This is a genomic window from Providencia sp. (genome assembly GCF_003533305.1).
GTDB lineage: Bacteria > Pseudomonadota > Gammaproteobacteria > Enterobacterales > Enterobacteriaceae > Providencia.
This window is the reverse complement of the sequence record NZ_DOEH01000021.1, coordinates 108,612-128,340: the sequence shown is the minus strand read 5'-3', so window position 1 is coordinate 128,340 and position 19,729 is coordinate 108,612. Positions and strand designations below refer to the sequence as shown.

18 protein-coding genes are annotated in these 19,729 nt (G+C 37.1%); 10 read left to right on the top strand and 8 right to left on the bottom strand.

Features of this window, described 5'->3' with window-relative positions:
- Positions 1-8: 8 nt before the first annotated feature.
- Positions 9-2,111 carry a 4-alpha-glucanotransferase gene (gene malQ, locus DD649_RS13105; RefSeq protein WP_294107584.1) on the top strand — a complete coding sequence of 701 codons (2,103 nt, stop codon included), beginning with the start codon at positions 9-11 and terminating at the stop codon, positions 2,109-2,111.
- Positions 2,112-2,254: 143 nt separating this feature from the next.
- Complete coding sequence (locus tag DD649_RS13100) at positions 2,255-2,650, top strand: GFA family protein (protein WP_294107581.1); 396 nt, start codon at positions 2,255-2,257, stop codon at positions 2,648-2,650.
- Between the two features lie 43 nt (positions 2,651-2,693).
- Here the strand turns inward: DD649_RS13100 and DD649_RS13095 are convergent, their stop codons facing one another.
- Together DD649_RS13095 and DD649_RS13090 are read right to left on the bottom strand one after the other, a co-directional pair.
- Positions 2,694-3,122 (bottom strand): hypothetical protein, encoded by a 429-nt coding sequence (locus DD649_RS13095; protein WP_294107578.1) that lies wholly within the window; start codon positions 3,120-3,122, stop codon positions 2,694-2,696.
- Positions 3,123-3,302: 180 nt separating this feature from the next.
- A complete protein-coding gene (locus DD649_RS13090) occupies positions 3,303-3,728 on the bottom strand; it encodes a universal stress protein (protein ID WP_294107576.1) in 426 nt (141 codons plus the stop codon).
- A 327-nt stretch (positions 3,729-4,055) separates the two neighbouring features.
- Here DD649_RS13090 and DD649_RS13085 point away from each other — a divergent pair, with 327 nt between their 5' ends.
- Entirely contained in the window at positions 4,056-4,262 is a 207-nt protein-coding gene (locus tag DD649_RS13085; protein ID WP_294107574.1) for a ParD-like family protein, read from the top strand.
- A complete protein-coding gene (gene map / locus DD649_RS13080) occupies positions 4,255-5,025 on the top strand; it encodes a type I methionyl aminopeptidase (protein ID WP_294107572.1) in 771 nt (256 codons plus the stop codon). Before DD649_RS13085 ends, map begins: the two co-directional genes overlap by 8 nt.
- 64 nt (positions 5,026-5,089) lie before the next feature.
- Here map and fhuB read toward each other — a convergent pair whose 3' ends face one another.
- The 5 genes from fhuB to DD649_RS13055 form a co-directional block, all read right to left on the bottom strand.
- Positions 5,090-7,060, bottom strand: a complete 1,971-nt coding sequence (gene fhuB / locus DD649_RS13075; protein WP_294107570.1) for a Fe(3+)-hydroxamate ABC transporter permease FhuB — start codon at positions 7,058-7,060, stop codon at positions 5,090-5,092.
- Positions 7,057-7,980 (bottom strand): iron-siderophore ABC transporter substrate-binding protein, encoded by a 924-nt coding sequence (locus tag DD649_RS13070; protein ID WP_336430834.1) that lies wholly within the window; start codon positions 7,978-7,980, stop codon positions 7,057-7,059. The genes fhuB and DD649_RS13070 overlap by 4 nt, the downstream gene beginning before the upstream one ends.
- The gene (locus DD649_RS13065) at positions 7,971-8,747 is read right to left on the bottom strand and encodes an ABC transporter ATP-binding protein (protein ID WP_294107565.1); all 777 of its coding nucleotides are present in this window, start codon (positions 8,745-8,747) and stop codon (positions 7,971-7,973) included. The genes DD649_RS13070 and DD649_RS13065 overlap by 10 nt, the downstream gene beginning before the upstream one ends.
- 61 nt (positions 8,748-8,808) lie before the next feature.
- A complete protein-coding gene (locus DD649_RS13060) occupies positions 8,809-10,893 on the bottom strand; it encodes a TonB-dependent siderophore receptor (RefSeq protein ID WP_294107873.1) in 2,085 nt (694 codons plus the stop codon).
- Between the two features lie 270 nt (positions 10,894-11,163).
- A complete protein-coding gene (locus tag DD649_RS13055) occupies positions 11,164-11,595 on the bottom strand; it encodes a carboxymuconolactone decarboxylase family protein (protein WP_294107563.1) in 432 nt (143 codons plus the stop codon).
- Positions 11,596-11,791: 196 nt separating this feature from the next.
- Between DD649_RS13055 and DD649_RS13050 the strand changes: the two genes are divergently transcribed.
- Together DD649_RS13050 and DD649_RS13045 are read left to right on the top strand one after the other, a co-directional pair.
- Positions 11,792-13,258 carry a PLP-dependent aminotransferase family protein gene (locus DD649_RS13050; protein WP_336430833.1) on the top strand — a complete coding sequence of 489 codons (1,467 nt, stop codon included), beginning with the start codon at positions 11,792-11,794 and terminating at the stop codon, positions 13,256-13,258.
- Between the two features lie 302 nt (positions 13,259-13,560).
- Positions 13,561-14,844, top strand: a complete 1,284-nt coding sequence (locus tag DD649_RS13045) for a dicarboxylate/amino acid:cation symporter (RefSeq protein WP_294107558.1) — start codon at positions 13,561-13,563, stop codon at positions 14,842-14,844.
- A gap of 100 nt (positions 14,845-14,944) precedes the next feature.
- Here DD649_RS13045 and DD649_RS13040 read toward each other — a convergent pair whose 3' ends face one another.
- A complete protein-coding gene (locus DD649_RS13040) occupies positions 14,945-15,829 on the bottom strand; it encodes a LysR substrate-binding domain-containing protein (protein WP_294107556.1) in 885 nt (294 codons plus the stop codon).
- A 120-nt stretch (positions 15,830-15,949) separates the two neighbouring features.
- On the opposite strand from DD649_RS13040, the gene DD649_RS13035 reads away from it, so the two are divergent.
- From DD649_RS13035 to DD649_RS13020, 4 genes are all read left to right on the top strand, one after another.
- On the top strand, positions 15,950-16,687 hold the full coding sequence (locus DD649_RS13035) for an amino acid racemase (protein ID WP_336430832.1): 738 nt from the start codon (positions 15,950-15,952) through the stop codon (positions 16,685-16,687).
- A 187-nt stretch (positions 16,688-16,874) separates the two neighbouring features.
- Positions 16,875-17,816, top strand: a complete 942-nt coding sequence (locus DD649_RS13030) for an SPFH domain-containing protein (RefSeq protein WP_294107552.1) — start codon at positions 16,875-16,877, stop codon at positions 17,814-17,816.
- A 305-nt stretch (positions 17,817-18,121) separates the two neighbouring features.
- Entirely contained in the window at positions 18,122-18,625 is a 504-nt protein-coding gene (locus tag DD649_RS13025) for a DUF523 domain-containing protein (RefSeq protein WP_336430831.1), read from the top strand.
- Between the two features lie 246 nt (positions 18,626-18,871).
- Complete coding sequence (locus DD649_RS13020; protein WP_294107550.1) at positions 18,872-19,681, top strand: hypothetical protein; 810 nt, start codon at positions 18,872-18,874, stop codon at positions 19,679-19,681.
- Positions 19,682-19,729 lie beyond the last annotated feature (48 nt).

Below are 19,729 nucleotides of genomic sequence, written 5' to 3'. Positions count from 1 at the left end.
GAGATGCCATGGCGTGCGATAAAATAGTGAAAAAAAGAATTTCACCTGATATATCAGAAAGCTATATCAATGCGCGAGGTCAGTTACAGGAAATTCCGCTTGATATACAACAACAGTTATATCAAGCGATGGGGGGAGATATCCCCCACCAAAAACAAATACAGCGAATTGTTCCTGCTGTAAAAGTAGTTTCTCAAGGTGAGCCAATATCGTTGCCAATACAGGGTAATGAAGAATTTGATTGGCAACTGACGACGGAAGACGGCAAATTGTGGCGTAAAGGCCATTTACTGGCGGAACAAGCGTTGATTTTACCCGCGGGTTTGCCCTTGGGATATCACAATTTACATGTCATTCAAAAAGAGAAAACGTCGTTTTGTCGAATTATAGTGGCTCCAAAACGCTGTTATTTGCCTAAGGCTTTATTAGAGGAACAAAAACTTTGGGGGGCGAGTGTCCAGCTTTATAGCTTACGTTCAGATAATAACTGGGGGATTGGCGATTTTGGTGATTTAAAGCAAATGATTAATGAAGTTGGGCGAAGAGGCGGCAGTTTTGTTGGCTTAAATCCTATTCATTCTCTTTTTCCGGCAAATCCTGAAAGTGCGAGTCCATACAGCCCGTCATCAAGATGTTGGTTTAATATCATTTATATCGATGTTACGGCTGTTGAAGATTTTAAGCACAGTAAAGGAGCGCAATTATGGTGGCATTCTCATGCAACCCAATCGAATTTAGCTGGGGTACGCGAAACTCAATACGTTGATTACACTGGTGTCACTCAGTTAAAACTCACTGCATTAAAACTTGCGTGGCAATCTTTTTTATTGCGAAATAAACACGATAAACAGCGTGTGGAATTTGAATCATTTATACAACAACGTGGTGAAAGCCTTCACTGGCAAGCGGCATTTGATGCATTGCATATGGAATTGATGGCTCAAAATCCTAGTTTCTGGGGCTGGCCGGTATGGCCAGAAGAATATCGTGAAGCCCAATCGTCAGCAGTGATGAAGTTTTGTCAAACTCATGCAGATGAAGTGCAATTTTGGTGTTGGTTACAATGGTTAGCCTGGTGCCAATTTGCGAATTGCTGGCAGCATAGTAGCGAACTCAATATGCCAATTGGCTTATATCGTGATATGGCGGTAGGGGTAACTCAAGGGGGCGTAGAAACTTGGAGCGACCGCGAGCTCTATAGTATTCAAGCTTCAATTGGTGCACCTCCAGATATTTTAGGTCCTTTGGGGCAAAATTGGGGTGTTGCGCCTATCAACCCGCATGTTTTAGTGGAACGTGGGTATACGCCTTTTATCGATTTACTGCGTGCCAATATGGAAAATTGTGGCGCATTGCGGATCGACCATGTGATGTCACTATTACGTTTATGGTGGGTTCCACAAGGGGAAAGCGCTGCGAATGGGGCTTATGTAAGTTATCCGGTTGATGACTTGCTGGCCATACTGGCGTTAGAAAGCCAGCGTATGCATTGTATGGTTATTGGTGAAGATTTAGGTATTGTACCTGCGGAAATTATCAGTAAGTTACGCGATTATGGGGTTTTTTCATATAAGGTTCTATGGTTTGAACATGATGATGAAAAAAAGGTTCGTGCACCTAAACAATGGGCTGCTCAAGCGATGGCGGTGATCACCACTCATGATCTGCCGACAATGAGAGGCTATTGGGAAAGTTATGATTTCAAATTAGGTGAGCAGTTAGGGTTATACCCTGATCTCGTAATGCTAGAAGAATTACGCAAGGAACGTGAAATCGCCAAGCAGCATTTATTGAATGCATTACAAACTGACAATGTTTCTAAGGAACAGACGGCAAGCAATGCTGCTTTTGGCACCATGTCATTAGCTTTAAATCAAAAAATACACCATTTCATTGCAGGTTCAAATAGTGCATTGTTAGGTTTACAGCCGGAGGATTGGCTAGATATGTTAGAGCCTGTCAATATTCCCGGTACTAGCACTGAATATGCGAATTGGCGTCGTAAATTAACTCAAACACTTGAAGAAATGTTTACCTCAGAACAAGTGAATGCACTACTTGAAGATGTTAATCAGCAGCGAAAAAACATTCAGGGTAAAAGTATTCAATAGTATAAGTGTGTCTATTAATCATTAAGGCTCTCTATTTTGGAGAGCTTTATTTTTATATTTAAAAAGCCACATATTTAAGCTTAAATTAATCGTATTTATATTGGCTTGTGGTAGCGTTATTTTTTTATTTTGAGGTATTTGCAATGTATAAGGTTATTGCTGGTGGGTGTTTATGTGGTCATATTCAGTTTCGTGCATTTGAGCCATCGAATGTGCATTCTTGTTCATGTGATATTTGCCAAAAACATACAGGCGCACAAATGGCGGTATGGATTGAATTTCCGGCAAACCGTGTTGAATGGATAGGTAAAGGTGGGAAGCCAGCTGTTTATCGCTCATCAGAATATTCAAGCCGTGCTTTTTGTCCACAGTGCGGTAGCTCTATAGGTGCTATTGATGACGCACCTACAGTCGCATTATTAACTGGCGTGATGGATAATTTATCTAGTCACGATTTAGAACTCGAATACCATTCATTTACAGATTTAGCACCCAAATGGTGGTGTAAATTATTGTGCTATGACAATGTGGAGTTATAGCAATGAAGGTCATCAATTTATTATAGGTTAGTCCCGTTGAGCTTTATTGGCTGGGGGATACTGTATTAATAATGTAATTCAAACTAGATATCCCTTTTTCACAGGCTGCATTTTTGAATGTGGATGGTGTTTTTTCAATCGTACTTTTAAGCGTTGAAAGTTGGTTTGAATATATTTCTGAGCCCGTAATCTCAGGGTTATCATTTAAGTAAGTAATTACAGAATCCACTTTTTGATAAAAATATTCACATTGATCGCCTTCAACAGTTATTGCCTGTAAATTTTTCAATGATTCAGGTACTAAATCTTGAGTATTTTGTTTTACTAATTCAGCATAATCACCTGATTTTACTTGTTCTAAGATCTCAATCGCTTTGTCTTTCATATTGTAAAACATGATAGCGGCAACAATCAGAAGTGCTACTAATACCACGCTTACTGCGATGCTGATACCAAGTAAATATTTTTTCATTAGATTCCTAGAGGGAAAAGTGTGGATGTTAGGTTAATTATCAAATAAGGATAATGTGCATGGATTTAGGTATAAATACAATCTAATATTTTGGAGGATAGGCAATTATTAGTGAAAAAATAAAATAATAACAAAAAATCCACTGAGGTAGATTTCTTGTTATTTGATTTAAAGGGAGAATTAGCGAACGGTTAATACCGATATTTTTGAGTTTTGGATGATCATGGATGCAGTTGAGCCTAGGAAGTAGGTTGACATACCTGGACGTCTTGAACCAATCACAATTAAATCCGCAGAAATTTCTTCTGAGACACGCAATATTTCATCTCTTGGCGTTCCCATTACAACTTGAGCACTATATTTGCTTGCCGGGATTTTAAATTCATTAATTATTTCAGCTAATTTTTTAGTGACATTTTCTTGCTCGCTATCCGCTTTTTCTGCGAAACCAAATCCCATTGTGGTATAGAACGGGATTGTTGGGATCACGGCTAAAAAATGAATATGAGCGTTTTCATATTCTGCAAGATATTGAATATGAGATAGAACTAAATGTGCCAAGCTTTTCTCTGTAATATCAATAGGGACTAAAATTTTGTTATACATGTTTTTCTCCAGCTCTCATTTATTGAGTCCATGCTGTATTGAATTATAAGTTTTTAGCGATATAGGGTATATAAAATAAGAGATATCCATAATATTAATAAATATCTCTAAATCACGGGAGGCGATATCGTCCCGACATTTAGGATAACGGATTCAAATAAAAAATACTTTGACGGTGTATTCATCTTAGGAAAGATATAAGGGCTAAATTGACGAATTAGATGACTGATTTGTGCTATCAGTTACTTGGTGACTTTTATCAATAACCTCGTTGGTATATGATCTATATATGAAACAACTATATTTTGTATATTCAAGGGTGCGATTTTGGGAATAGTTAAAATTTCAGATGAACTGCATGATTATTTGCGATATGCGAGTCAGGTCATGTCGCGCTCAATCAATTCACAAGCGGAGTTTTGGATCAAAATAGGTATGCAGGCTGAATTGAATCCAAATAAAACATTTACCATGTTAATTAATGAAATGCTTGAAAAAGAAGTTATTGAACAAAAAGGAAAAACGCATGAATAATATTACCATCAAAACAGCTGATGAGATTGAGCTGATGCGTGAGTCAGGCCGATTATTAGCACGTGTTTTCAACATGTTAGATTCTATTATGGTGCCGGGTATCTCGACCATGGAAATTAACGATAAAGTTGAAAGTTATATCGTCAATGAGTTGCAAGCGCGTCCGGCAAGTAAAGGGCAATATGACTATCCTTATGTATTAAATACGTCCGTTAATGAAGTGGTTTGTCATGGTGTGCCCAAAGATGATGAGTACTTGAAAGCCAAAGATATTATTAATGTCGATATTACACTCGAAAAAAATGGTTTTATTGCAGACTCAAGCAAAATGTATGCGATGCCTGAAGCATCCCCATTAGCAAAAAAACTGGTTAAAGATACTTATGCCGCTATGTGGGAAGGGATTAAGCAGGTCAAGCCGGGTGCTACATTAGGGGATATTGGCTCTGCGATACAGCATCATGCTGAATCCAATGGCTACAGTATTGTCCGTGAATATTGCGGTCATGGTATTGGTCGTGAAATGCATGAAGACCCGCAAGTATTACATTATGGAATTCGTGGTAAAGGGGTGGTACTTAAAGAGGGCATGACCTTTACGATTGAGCCGATGATTAACCAAGGTGCCATGAAAATCAAAACTAAAAAAGATGGCTGGACCGTTGTTACTCGTGATAAAAAGCTGTCGGCACAATCGGAACATACCATTTTAGTGACTAAAGATGGTTATGATGTGTTGACTTTACGTGATGAAGAAAAGTAATTCAGCTTAAAGCGAAATAATATTCATGCCTTCTATATGCAAGCTGAAGGCATGAATATGAGTATTAAGTACGGAACCGATTGATCACCATTAAGGCTAGAAAATAGCTACCCCCAAGAATGGCAACTAAAGTCCCTGCTGCAATTTGGGACGGATAAATAATGAGTTGTCCTAACCAATCTGCCCAAACCATTAAGGTTGCACCAAGTAGGCTACCCAAAATCAGTTGTGATTTCACTTTCTGAGCCCCCAACAGTGCGGCCATATGAGGCGCGACTAACCCAATAAAAGCCAAAGGCCCTACAGTTGCAGTTACTAAAGCACATAGTAGAGCAACTAATCCTAGCAGTAACATTGTCGCTTTTCCCGCATGTAATCCACGAGCTTGGGAAAATGCACGACCAATACTCAACAATGTTAACCAGCGACTTAGCGATAATGTGACAATAACAAGTAATACAACAATGATTGAGAATAGAATGGCTTGTTGATCATTGACTCGATAGGTTGAACCAGAAAGCCACAATAGAATACGATAATTGCTGAGCGTTCCTTGAGCGAGGAAAAATTGGACAAAGGCCTCAAGGCAGGCGGTTAGCGAAATTCCGATCAATATCAGACTCGCAGGTGCGAATTGATGTCGTCGGCCTAATAAAAGTAACAACGCTAACACCAGTAAACTGCCTAATAAAGCTACTCCCCATAATGAAGTTTGTATGGTTGTCCCTAGAATCATACTTATCAGAATCAAACTTACAGTAGCTCCCGAAGAGACGCCAAGAATATCTGGACTTGCAAGAGGGTTGTAGATTAAGCGCTGTAATAATGTACCCGCGACAGAAAGAGCGATACCCGCTATTAGTGCTGTTAGTAATCGTGGCCACCGAAGTGCCCATTGAAATGCTTCTGGTAATTGCCAAACTAAGGCATGTTCTGAGTTTTGTAAAAAAACAGAGAGCGTCATTCCTACTGCAAGTAAAAATATGATACAGCCGCCTGCACGGTACAACCATTGGGGGCGAATAATGGGTTTTAATAGTAGGGTGAGGCTATCTTGGGCTTTAAAGGTTCTGCGACTAAAAGCAATCAGTGCTGGTGCTCCGATTGCAGCGGCCATGACGCCTGTTGGGATTACGGAATGTAACCATTGGCTTATGGCAATGGCTAAAGTGTCAGCGAATAACAGAAGTAATGCACCCAATAAGGCACTTGCTAACAATTCACTCAGCGCTGTTCTTGCACCAAAAGCTCTGACAATGTTTGGTGCTAATAAACCAATAAAGCCAATCACACCAATAGTGCTTATTACGGCAGCAACTAGCCATGTAGCAACAACCATAAATAAAATAAAAATGGGTAAAACTGATAATCCTCTTGCCTGTGCGCCGTCATGTCCAAGGCGTAAGACAGTTAAAATTCGAGGGGCTGCAATAATAAATAACGCAGGTAATAATTGTGGCAGCAATCGAATGACTGCCGACCAACCATCTTGTGTTAAATCACCGGCACCCCACATAAAAATATTTTGAGCAAATTGGCTGTTTAGCGTAATAAGCGCCGTTGCGATAGCGCCGAGAAGAATATTAACAACCATGCCGGAAACAATGAGAGGTAGGCCTGTCATGTTACGTAGTCCGGTGATCGTCACAACAAGTACAAACGCTAATAATCCACCACCCATTGCGACTAGTGGTGCAAAATCCGCACTTAAATCAGTGAAACTGATCGATAGGATAACCAGCCCAAGCCAAGCACCAGAAGATGTTCCTAAAGTCAGTGGAGAGGTGAGATTATTTTGTGTTAGTTGCTGCATTAAGCTGCCAACTAAACCCAATGTCGCACCCACTAATAACGCCATCACTAAGCGAGGTAGTTGCCCATAAAGATAAAAAATTTCTGAAAAATTTTGTGCTGATTGTGGCGAAAAAATAAGACTAATTTGCTGGCTAATAGAGAGCCCAGGTTCTAATTGAAGATTGCCAATGGTTAATACCAAGAGCAATAAAATAAAACCGAATAAGGAGGTTATTTTCATGGTGCTGGTGCAATCTCCAATAAGCTATCGGTGATCGCTTGCGCCATACGTTGTAGCGAATAGACACCGCCATAATTCCACACAGGAATGACCCCATTTACCTGATTTTTTTGTACAAACGGCATCGCTTGCCATAAACGAGCATCGGCAAGTTTTTTTTCATCAGGAAAAGGACGTAGAAATAAAACATAGCCATCATCAATACGACTAAGTTCATTAATACGGCGCTGAGTGATCCCCCAAGGTCGTGCTGGTAATTTTACGGCAGGTTTCAGTCCTAAGCGTTGTAAAACATAATTGATACTCGCATTTTCCGTTGGCAGAAATACCGAGGTCAGCGTTGAAAATCGGATGACGGTGACTTCAGTATTATTAGGATAGACTTGTGCTAGTTTTGCGCGTAATAACTCAAACTGTTTATCTAACTGGGCTAATTGTTTTTCTGCTTGTTGTTGTTTATTAAACAATGTCGCCAAAGTTTTAAAATGACGGATAGCAACAATTGCTGCATCATCTTGAGCCGAAAAATTGGTTAAATAGACCACCGGTGCAATTCGTTGTAATAACGGAATTAAATCTTGTTGTGCGCTAGTCGCAAGGATCACGTCAGGTTTTAACGAGGCGATTTTTTCAAGATTAGGCTCTGCACGAGTACCTACTTCATCAATAGACTCAGGCGCTGCTGGCATAACAACCCATTGATTGTAGCTATTAATTTCGGTTGCACCGACCGGAATGATATCAAGAGATAAAACTTGCTCTAATAAATCCCAATCAAGTACCACAATACGTTCAGGTGAAGTGATAAAGGTTTGAGTACCTCTATCGTCATTAATTGTGATTTCAGCAAAACTTAGAGAACTGAACAGTAGTGAAAACAGCACAATTAAATGCGTAAATGGCAACGGAACTAATCGCATATCACCGCCACTTTACAGCCTTTAGGGCCTTCAGGATGTTCGATTAACCGAACACGCGTTTCATATAAATTAGATAGGCGTTGTTCATCATTTAATAAGTTTGCAGGACCTTCAAATGCTATTTGACCATTCTTCAATGCAACAATATGCGAGGCATACTGTAAGGCTAAATTTAAGTCATGCAAAATGACGATAATACCGACATCTTGGGTTCTATTGAGTTCACGTAGTAAATTCATTAATTGATATTGGTGGTGAATATCTAGTGCTGATGTAGGTTCATCCAATATTAAAACAGGAGATTGCTGGGCCAGTAACATGGCAACCCAAGCGCGTTGCCGCTCACCGCCGGATAAATTATCGGCGAGAGTATCCGCAAAAAAAGAGACACCGGCTTTATCCATGGCTTGGCTGACAATAGTTTTATCATCTTGATGCCAACGACCGAAGGCGCCACGCCAAGGAAATCGGCCTAAGCGTACAAGTTCGCGTACTGATAAACCTGCGGATGCAGGTAATTTTTGTGGCAAAAAAGCCAGTTGCCTTGCGAGCATTTTTTTATTGTAGTGTGCAAGGTTTTTGCCATCAAGATGAACGGTGCCTTGGTCTGGTACCGCTTGACCTGCAAGTAAATTAACGAGTGTCGATTTGCCTGAGCCATTGTGCCCCAATACAACGGTTAATTCAGTCGTCGGTAGCGTTAGTGATGGAATCGATAAAATCGGGCGTCCATCTCGTACAATGTGAATATCACGAAGTTCAAACATAAAAATTTTCTCAAATAAAAAAACTACGCCCTATTAAATGATAGGGCGTGAGCGAAGCAGATTACCAGTTGTATTTTGTTTGGATAAGAACGGAACGAGACTGACCGTAATAGCAGTAATAATCACAGGCAGAGACATATTCTTTATTGAGTAGATTATTGATATTCACCTGTAATTGCCATTGTTTATTGAGTTTATAGGTCGCAGCAGCATCCCAAAGTGTAGCACTCGGTACCGTAATATTGCTGGCTGAATTAGCTGGATTATCTTTTGACTGACCTAAATATCGGACACCTGATCCTAATGTGATTTCTTGGGTATCTGTCAATGGAATAGTGTAATTTGCCCAAGCCGAGGCCATATGTTTAGGGATTAGTCCTGCTTGTTTTTTGCTGTGATCAACGGTATCGGTGGTTTTTGAATTGGTATAGGTATAGGCGGCTTGAATGTTGAAATTATCTGTTAGCTGCACCATAGCTTCAGTTTCAATACCTGTTGAAGTGACTTTTCCTGCTTGCTTTGCCGCTGGAGTTTTAGGGTTGGTCACCAATGCATTTTTTTGTTCAATATCAAACCACGCAACATTGATATATCCATCAAAATAGTCTGGAGTATATTTCACACCCACTTCAACTTGCTCACCTTTTAATGGCTCATAAATATCACCTGTATCTAAGTTTAGGGTACTGAGTACTTCAAAGGATTGCGCGTAATTTGCATAAGGAGAAAGCCCATTATCGGCTAAATACATCACTCCGGTATTCAAGCTAAACTCACCATCATTACGTGATTTATTAACTTGTTTAGTTTTATTTTTATTTTCAGTTTTGACCCAATCATAGCGAAGGCCGGCAACACCTATCCACTGACTATCGAATTTCACTTGGTACTGTGAGTAGAGGCTCGATTGTGTTTTATCAATGGTGCGATTAATGTTATTTGCAGGGTCAATTGGGGTGTATTTGCCATAAATAGGGTTCCAAGGATTGATTTTGTCAAAGTCATATTTATCTTGTTCATCCCCTTTGGTTTGGTGATATTGCAGTTCAACACCAGTCAACAGGGTATGTTCGAAACGTTCAGAATCCCATTCACCGACAACATTATTATCAAATGTAATACTTTGATTTGTGCCATCACGAAATACAATGCCACGGGTTATTTTACTGATGGAGGTCTCTGCATTCGGTAATGCATAAACACTGCGCAAGGTTAATTTGTTATAACCATAATTTAAACGTTGAGAAAAGCGCCATGAATCATTAATACTGTGTTCAAGTAGATAGCCTGCGGATAATTGACTACGTTTATATTTATCGTAATCGGGCTCACCTAAATTAGTGGATGGCTTAATTTTACCAAAAGGTGATTTGATAGTTGTGCCTGCGGCAGGGAAGAATGGATTCGTGGGAGTACCATCATCATGTAAATAGGTACCCATTAATGTCAGCATCGTATCGTCAGAGATATCAATAGCTAAGCTCGGCGCAATATAAACACGTTCATTATCTGTGCCTTTTAGTTCACCATCACTTTTTTTCATTGTTCCAACGAGACGGTAGCGTACATTACCTTCTTCATTGGCATTACCAGCGACATCCAAACCGAATCCTCGTTGGTCATTATTTCCCGTCTCAAGGAAAACTTCGCCTTTGGGGGTAAATAACGGTTTTTTAGTCACGACGTTTACTGCGCCACCGGGTGTTGATTCACCGAATAAAACGGCAGAAGCCCCTTTAACCACTTCAATACGTTCGAAGCCATAAGGCTCTAATAGCCAAGTGTAATAACCATCGCGAAATAGGCGGCTGTTATCTAAATAAGTTGCAGCATCAAACCCGCGTACTTTAAACCAGTCGGTATCGTTATCGGCGCCGTAAGGTTGTGAAACTACGCCAGAAGTATAACGTAACGCCTCATCAAGCTTTTGTGGTGCGCGTGTTTCTAGCTCTTCTTGGGTGATCACTGAAACGGATTTAGGGGTTTCTTGTAGTGATGTATTCACTTTAAGAGCTTGAGCACTGACGACTAAGGTGTCAGATTTCTCACTATTCGGCGTTTCTGCAAAAGCACTGGAAATTGAAAATGATGCGGCAATGGCACTTAATAAAACGGGTGTTAGCGGGTGTTGTTTGAAAGGCGTCATGTTATTCACAGTGTATAAATCCGAATAGAGAATGATAATAGTAATGACTATTATTACTAATAATTGTATTAAGTGACATAATTATTATGTAAATGATGAGAAATAGAGAGTTTTGCAGGATATAAAATCATGAATTTGAAAAGTAACAGATGGTATGACGAGTAAAAAAATTAAAACTAATCAGTTGATTAACGTCTATATCAAAAAGGAGGCCATGAATTTGACCTCCTTTTTATTTTTAGTGATTGCCGTTAATTTAACGTAAGGCGGCTACTGTCTTAATGCAATTGCGACACGATTGAATGCACTCATTAAGCCTATCGCAAGGGTTAAATCAGAAATTTGTACGTCACTAAAGTGAAGTTTTACATGATTAAACAGTGAGTCAGGAGCCACTGTTTGTGCAATATTTGCGACAGATTCCGTCCAGGCTAATGCAGCTCGTTCTTTTTCAGTAAAATGATGGCTGACTTGCCAACCCGCTAAGGTATCAATTTTCTTATTGCTAACACCCGCAGCGCGCAATGAGGTGGCATGCATATCAAGGCAAAAAGCACAGCCGTTAATTTGAGAAATTCTAAGATAAACTAACTCGATGAGTTCTTTACCTAATCCACTTTTTTCTAGTGCATTTTTGCAATCAATTAAACCTTTGTAGGCTTCTGGTGACAGTATGTTGTAGGCTAGACGTAACGTACTCATAACTAATTCCTCATATAATTAAAGCATCAAGATAATATGCAGCTTATTGTCTTCATTGGTGTGGGTGTTTATATACTACACATTCTTGTTTTATCTGTTTTAGCACATTTAAATAACTGTAGCGCATATTAAAGCATCTTGGCCTATAATAAAGGGGCAAGAATAAAAAATATTACTAGGACAAGATGTGTTAAAAATGTTTCTACAAATTGATACAGCAGCTAATACACCACTTTATTTGCAAGTTTATCAACGTTTTCATGAAGGAATAAATAATGGGCAGCTACAGGCTTTCCAGCGTATTCCTTCAATACGAGCTCTTGCGAGTGAATTAAATGTGGCTCGAGGAACGATAGAACTCGCATATCAGTTGCTGATTAGTGAAGGATTGCTGGTGGCTAAAGGTGCTAAGGGAACCTTTATTGCTCAGTCGGTGAAAAATATACAAGACCACCAGACTAATAAATATCATGTTGCAGATGCTGTCGTATCAGAAAAAAAAGATCAAAAGCAGGAGAATAAGCAACAGTATAATATAACCGAGTATCCACAAAATATTGCTCCATTTAAATTAGGAATTCCTGCATTAGATGTATTTCCTGTCAAATTATGGTCAAGGCTATCAGCAAGTATTTTACGAGAAGCGAGTACAACACAGCTAAGTTACCCAGACCCTCAAGGCTTATTCAGTTTACGTGAAGATCTAGCTCGCTATTTAGTTATGTCTCGGGGGATCAATTGTACACCGGACCAAATATTTATTAGTGCGGGTTATTGCGCCAGCTTAACGCTAATTATGCAAAGTTTATTTAAAATCGGGGACATAGGTTGGTTTGAAGAACCGGGCTATCATATTGCGCGTTCATATTTACAGCATATTGGCATGAAATTGACACCAATCGAGGTTGATAGTCACGGTATAGTTGTTAAACAGGGCGAAAAAGTAGCGCCAAAAGCAAGATTTGCTTTAGTTACACCGACCCATCAAAGTCCGACAAATGTTTCGTTAACGTTAGCTCGAAGAATAGAATTACTTGATTGGGCTGATAGTAACCAAAGCTGGATCATCGAAGATGATTATGATGGTGAATTTCGTTATCAAGGTCGTCCATTACCGGCATTGAAAAGTTTAGATAAACATGAGCGAGTTATTTACTGCGGTACGATGAGTAAAGCGCTATTTCCTGCATTACGATTATCTTATATTGTTGTTCCTAAATCACAGATAGCTCAGTTTTATTCGGTTGCTAAAATTATAAGTAATCAAAGTTCTATTTGGCAGCAAGAAATTACACATCGATTTATTCATGATGGGCATTTTGCTCGGCATTTACGTAAAATGCGAAATTTATATCGTCAAAGAAGACAATATTTGATTGATGCAATAGTACATAATCTATCAGAGATTTTTGAAATTCAAATGCAATCGGGTGGTATGCATATTGTCGTGAAAATTATTAATGGCCAATCATCAAAACAATTTGCAGCAGTCGCGAATCAAAATGGTTTTGGTCTAGAATCACTTGATGAGTGGAGTATGAATAGCAGTAATAAGCAAATACTCATGCTAGGATTTACAAATATTAAGAATGAGGCTATCGCTGACCAATACTGTAAGCAATTAAGGGAAATAAGTTCAAAAATGTTAATTTTAAATGAGTGATTTAGCTTAAGATTGATTTTTAAATTAAAAAAATAAAGCATAACGTCAATTAAGATAATTAAATAAAACTGATGGAAATATTGAATTTTAAAATGTGATGCTAAATAAGTTTTATTAATTTCGTTATGATTCAATTGGTTGTAATTACTTGGATGGCTATGCGTTTTTTGCATACTATTTCGTCCATTTGCATTTCTCTTTAAGTTAAAAAAATGTAACTATCCATTTTAGGCTCAAGAGTCGCCTCAATAAAAGGGTCTTGTTAATATCAAAGACTTTAGATAAATACAATAGGGGTCCGAATGAATAGACAAAAATTGATGAAGCAAATTATTATTGCAATAGGGCTTGGCGTTATATTAGGTTGGGGATGTCATAATTACGCCGCATCGGTAGAAGAGGCAAAAAATATTGCTTCTTATATGAATATTATTACAGATGTATTTTTGCGTTTAATTAAAATGATTATTGCTCCACTTGTATTTGCGACTATTGTCTCAGGTCTTGTTTCTATGGGGGGCTCATCTTCCGTTGGTAGCATAACAATTAAAGCAATGGTTTGGTTTATTAGCGCCGCGATTATTTCATTAGCGATTGGTATGATTTTTGTTAATGTATTCCAATTAGGCGTAGGGCTTAATTTAGCTGTACCAGCAGTCGCGGTTGATAGTGGATTAAATACTTCAGGATTTACATTAAAAGCCTTTATTACGCATATTTTTCCGAAAAGTTTTGCAGAAGCAATGGCGAATAATGAGATTTTACAGATATTAGTTTTCTCAATATTTTTTGGTTCAGGATTAGCGTTTATTTGTAAAGATAAAAAAAGCCCAATTGTGACACTAATTGAAGATTTGTCTCGCATTATGTTTCGCGTGACTGACTACGTCATGAGTTTTGCACCTATCGCGGTATTTGCAGCAATTGCCTCTGCGGTAACAGTAGAAGGTTTAGGGTTACTATATGACTATGGTAAGTTAATTGGCCTATTCTATGTGGCGCTTGCTTTATTATGGGTGGTTTTATTTAGTGCGGGTTATTTCTTCTTAGGAAAATCAGTCTTTAATTTAGGTAAATTAATTCGAGAACCTGTTGCTCTTGCATTCGCTACTGCCAGCAGCGAGTCTGCTTATCCGAAAACGATGGAAGCATTGAACCAATATGGTGTGCCTAAGAAAGTTACTAGTTTTGTTTTACCCTTAGGTTATTCATTTAACCTTGATGGCTCTATGATGTATCAATCTTTTGCTGTCTTATTTATCGCAAATGCTTACGGCATAGATTTAAGTATTACTGAGCAAATCTTGATTTTATTAACCTTAATGGTTACCAGTAAAGGAATGGCAGGGGTCGCAAGGGCATCAATTGTGGTTGTCGCTGCAACTTTACCGATGTTTAATTTGCCAGAAGCGGGAATTTTATTGTTACTTGGTATCGATCAGTTCCTTGATATGGGACGAACTGCAACAAATGTAGTCGGCAACAGTATTTCAACCGCTGTGATCTCTCGATTAGAAGAGAGAAAAGGGAACTTACATGAAGAACCTGACGTTACTTTAAATGAAAAAGTAACCACAACATCATAACTCCAATATTAATAGAGCTTTAAAAACCGCTTCCTTCTTAGCGTAATGAATTAGGTGAATAATTACGCAAGAAGGAAGTGGGTAATAAAAATCGTATTATTTATAATTTTTGGTTGCGCATAAATTGCCAAAAGCGCTCAGAGGAAATATTTAGCCTCGCTTCGGTACGATAAATATAAACTCCCATTGTGATAGAAAGTTGATCATCTAAAATAGATAATTCTTTTTTTTCAATTTCATTCTTAATTGAATAATCAGGTAACCAACCAACACCACTCCCATTGAGTATCATACGTTTCAATACATCACTCATAGAAGAAACAAATGATAATTCAAAAGACAAATTATCTAGTTTACTCATTAATTGATTAACTTGTCGGCCCATATAGCTTTCATCGGTATATTTCATTAAGGGTAATAATGGGTCACCTAATTTAAAAATAGGTTGCTTATGGACATCACACAAAGAGACTAAATGTAAGCGACTTTCGAGTATTTTCGCATGCAAGAATGGAGATGACATGAGCTCTTCATTATAAAATGAAAGAATAAAATCACTTTGTCCATCTTTTAATTTGTAAACGGCTTCGTCAACATTGATAGATTCAACAAAAAATATTTTGTCAGTATCATGAGAAAACTGAGAAATAAAATCAGGTAGTAAAAAAACAGAAAGTGAATGTGCGGCTGATATATTAATACGTTGTTTGCTATTATCTACGCCCTTAATTTTATTTATTTGGAAATAGATATCATCAAGTAAGTTTCTGGCATAAACAATAAAGTTTTTTCCTTGGGGCGTAAGTTGAAGCGGATTTGTATTTCGATCAAATATTTCAAAACTTACGGCAGACTCAATAGATTGAATGCGTCGACTAAAAGAGGATTGAGAAATATTTCGTTTTTCTGCTGCTAAAGTAAAACTTCGATATTCTTCTAATACGACAATATCATGTAGCCATTTTATTTCTAAATTACTGATCATTGTTCCACCAAATTATTTTAGTTATTAATTTATTATGCAAATTTAGCATACCTTAGCGAAACTCTGCAATTACTGAAAGGCAGCATTGTGTCAAAATATATTTAATTTCAAGGAGGCTATATGAAAAAAATAATAGGTATGCTAGGTGGAATGGGACCTGGTGCAACGGCTGATGCTTTTTCAAAATTGATAGCTAATACACATGCGAAAAAAGACCAAGATCATATTCCTATTATTATCGTTTCTATTCCTGATATTCCAGATAGAACAGAAAATATTATTCATCAAGGGTTATCACCTTTACCTGCAATGATAGATTCACTTAAATTGCTCGAAAATGCAGGTGTGTCTTGTATTATTATGCCTTGTAATACGGCACATTATTGGTATGAAGATCTAAAGAAAATTGTTAATATTCATTTTATTAGTATTATTGATGCTGCCTGTAATAAAATCATTAACTCAGGTATTAAAAAAGTTGCTTTGTTAGCAACAAGCGCGACTATTTATACAAAATTATATCAAGAAAAACTAAGGAATTATGGAATTGAATGCTTTGTACCAGATGAAGTTAATCAATATAAGGTAATGCAAAGTATTATTTCATATAAGTCAGGAGATCTGGAGTTGGCTAAAGAATTAATCTTTCCTTATGTTAACCAACTTAAATCATTAGGTATGAATAAATTTATAATGGGATGTACCGAGCTCCCCATCATATTGAATGAGTTATCAATTAAATCACCCGATGACTTTATTGATGCTACAGAAGAACTTATTAAGGAAACAGTGATCTGGTATAATCTAACTAATATAGTAAATGAAACGGAAGATAATAAACTATCTTCTGCATTATGAAATCCATACAATTATCTTAAAAATATTTGGTTATTAAATAGACAGTTATTATTTTATCAAAAAAAATTATCACATCGTTGCAATGGCTAACAATATTTATTTTAGGATTGTTACACTTGTAGTTATTTTTATAGTAAGGACAATAAGCGCTTTATTATAATGACAATAACTAGATAGGGATAAGAAGATGCAGTTTAAATCGATGATAAAATTAGTTATAGCTGCTGCTATATTATTAGTTTTAGGATTGGTAAGTATAAATTCGTATACGATTGTACAAGATGGCTCAGTTAAAGTAGGAACTTTTTTAGGAAAAGTTGATCCTGTGGCTTATGATGCAGGACTACATTTTCCAATTAATCCATTTACTAACTTTGATACCTACTCAACAAAAGATATCCGAGTTTCTTTAAAAGAATTACGTGTGCCTTCGCAGGATAAATTAAAATCGATAGTTGATATTACTGTTATGTTGCAATTTGATGGTGTAAAAGCGCCTATGTTACGAATTAATGGAGGAACGGAAAGCGAAGCTCTTGATAAATATGTTCGCCAGAAATTAATATCGACTATTTTAGAATTTGGTAAAGATGTTGCTAATGCACAAGATTTGTATACCGCTGATACTCAAAGAAAACTTCAAGAATCTATTCGTGATGCTATTCAAAATTATGCATCCCCTTATGGCTATACTATTAAAGAAATTATGATCCAAGATATTACCTTACCTGAGGTAGTTCAAGAGCAGGTCGTTAATACAAAAATGCGCCAAGAGCAAATCAATCAAGCGAAAGCAGAAGCAGAAAAAGAGCGTGAACTTGCACAGAAAAAGGTAGTAATAGCTGAGGCTGAAAGAGAATCATCAGAACAACAAGCTATTGCTAGAGAACGTAATGCGCAAGCAAGTTCATTTGCTATGCGCCAAGAAGCGGATGCAAAATTATATGCAGCACAAAAAGAAGCGGAATCAAACGCCATATTGCAACGTACAATTACACAAGAAATGATTAATTGGAAGAGATTGGAAATAGAACAGATAAAAGCACAAAAATATAAAGGTGAAGTCCCTAATATTGTTGTTGGTGCAGATTATGATGGTAAGATGATTATGGATATGCGTAGTAATTAATCATAACATTTTGTTTATTATTATAATTTTACTTTAGTTAATAGTAGATTGTTATCAATTTAAACTATAGTGAATAAAATAGCTCACCTAGTAATAGAGTGGGCTATTTTTTATCTTAGAGTAATCATAATGATTTAATAAATTTGTTAGTGTTTAGCCTTTTATTTATAGATACTATGCAATGAGTATTTTTGGCGGTTTTTTGGTATGAAGATAAATGCGCTAGTTCTCTAATTGGTTGTCTACACTGAGAATTAAAATTTACCTCTGTACGATAAATATAGATAAAGTCATTGAGGTTGCTAATGATAGCAGTAAGTTCCTGCCTACTTGGTTATTGCGTTAGATATGATGGTAAACATCAATTATATTCCCCATTGAAAAAACTTTATGATCTTGGTTTAGTTATCGGTATTTGCCCTGAAGTACTGGGCGGTTTACCTACTCCGAGACCATCAGCAGAAATTATAGATGGAAATGGTGACGATGTTTTAGCTGGTAACGCTAAAGTCATAGAGAGTTTAGGGAATGATGTGACTGAGCAGTTTATTCAAGGTGCTCATATTGCCCTAAATATGCTAAAAGAAAATAAAATAGATTTAGTAGTTCTCAAAGCGAATAGTCCTTCATGTGGCAGTCAGCATATCTATAGTGGTCATTTTGATGGGACTTTAAAGGTAGGTATGGGCGTTTGTACCGCACTTTTTAAACAGCACAGTATCGAGGTTATCGATGAAAATAACCCAACCTTAAGTGATATTATTCACCATTATCTTATTCGTAATACTACTATTGTTGATAATGGATGATAATATTTAGATTGGTCGTTTTTATACCAATATTGCTTTTAGCTAAAGCATAATAGAACTTATATTAAATTTTGCGCATTTATACTATATTAATGGGATATGGATATGTAGCCGACCTGTATTTCATCATTAAAAGATATAATCTTAGATATAATATCTGAAATGAGCCTGTAAGTACTTAATAACTAGATAATTATATTAGTATTATGGTATATCATCGGAAAATCTATTCTGCGGGTATATTCTATGTTTAATATTTCTGAATTAATTAATGATTCACCGATTGATTCAATTTTGTTGTTTGTTGTTACTTTTATTTTATTAGTGCTGGCCGCTTATATTGGTAAGTATATTTTTAAACGCAAAGCGGCAAATGAAGAAGCATCAGATGACGAAGCTAAAATTATTCTAGGTGCTATTTTATCGTTGCTAGGCTTGCTCATCGGTTTTGTGCTATCGATTTCTATTAATGGTTACAATAATCGACAACAAACTGAGGAAAATGAAGCAATAGCAATAGGTACTGCATATCAACGAGCTCAACTATTAAATAATAGTACTGATAAAGCTGAAGCTTCACAATTACTACAACAGTATCTAGAAGCTCGTATTGAGTTTTTTAAGTCAGGGGTCAGTGATGAAAATAATCAATGGCGAATGATATCTCTCGATAAACAAAGCCAACTGTGGAGTATTGCAGTAAAAGAAGCAAATCAATCTCCGAATCCTATTGTTGCCTCTGTATTATCGTCATTTAGTGATTTATATCTCTCCCAACAAAAAACTATGGCTAGTTGGCGTCATCAAATACCTAATGCAACGTGGTTTTTACTTATTTTCTTTGCGATTTGTTCAAATATTTTAATCGGCTATAACATTCGAGGAACGAAAGGAAAGAATTGGTTGATAATAATCTTACCATCATTAACGACATTGGCATTATTTATGATTGCTGAGATTGATATTCCAGGGGAAGGAGTAATCCATGTAACGCCTGATGATTTAGCATTGTTACAAGAGTTTCTGTTTAGAGATGGAGCTTGGATTTCAAAATAGTTTTATTTATATTTTAGCTCTCCGTAAGCTTGTGCTAACGGAGAGCTT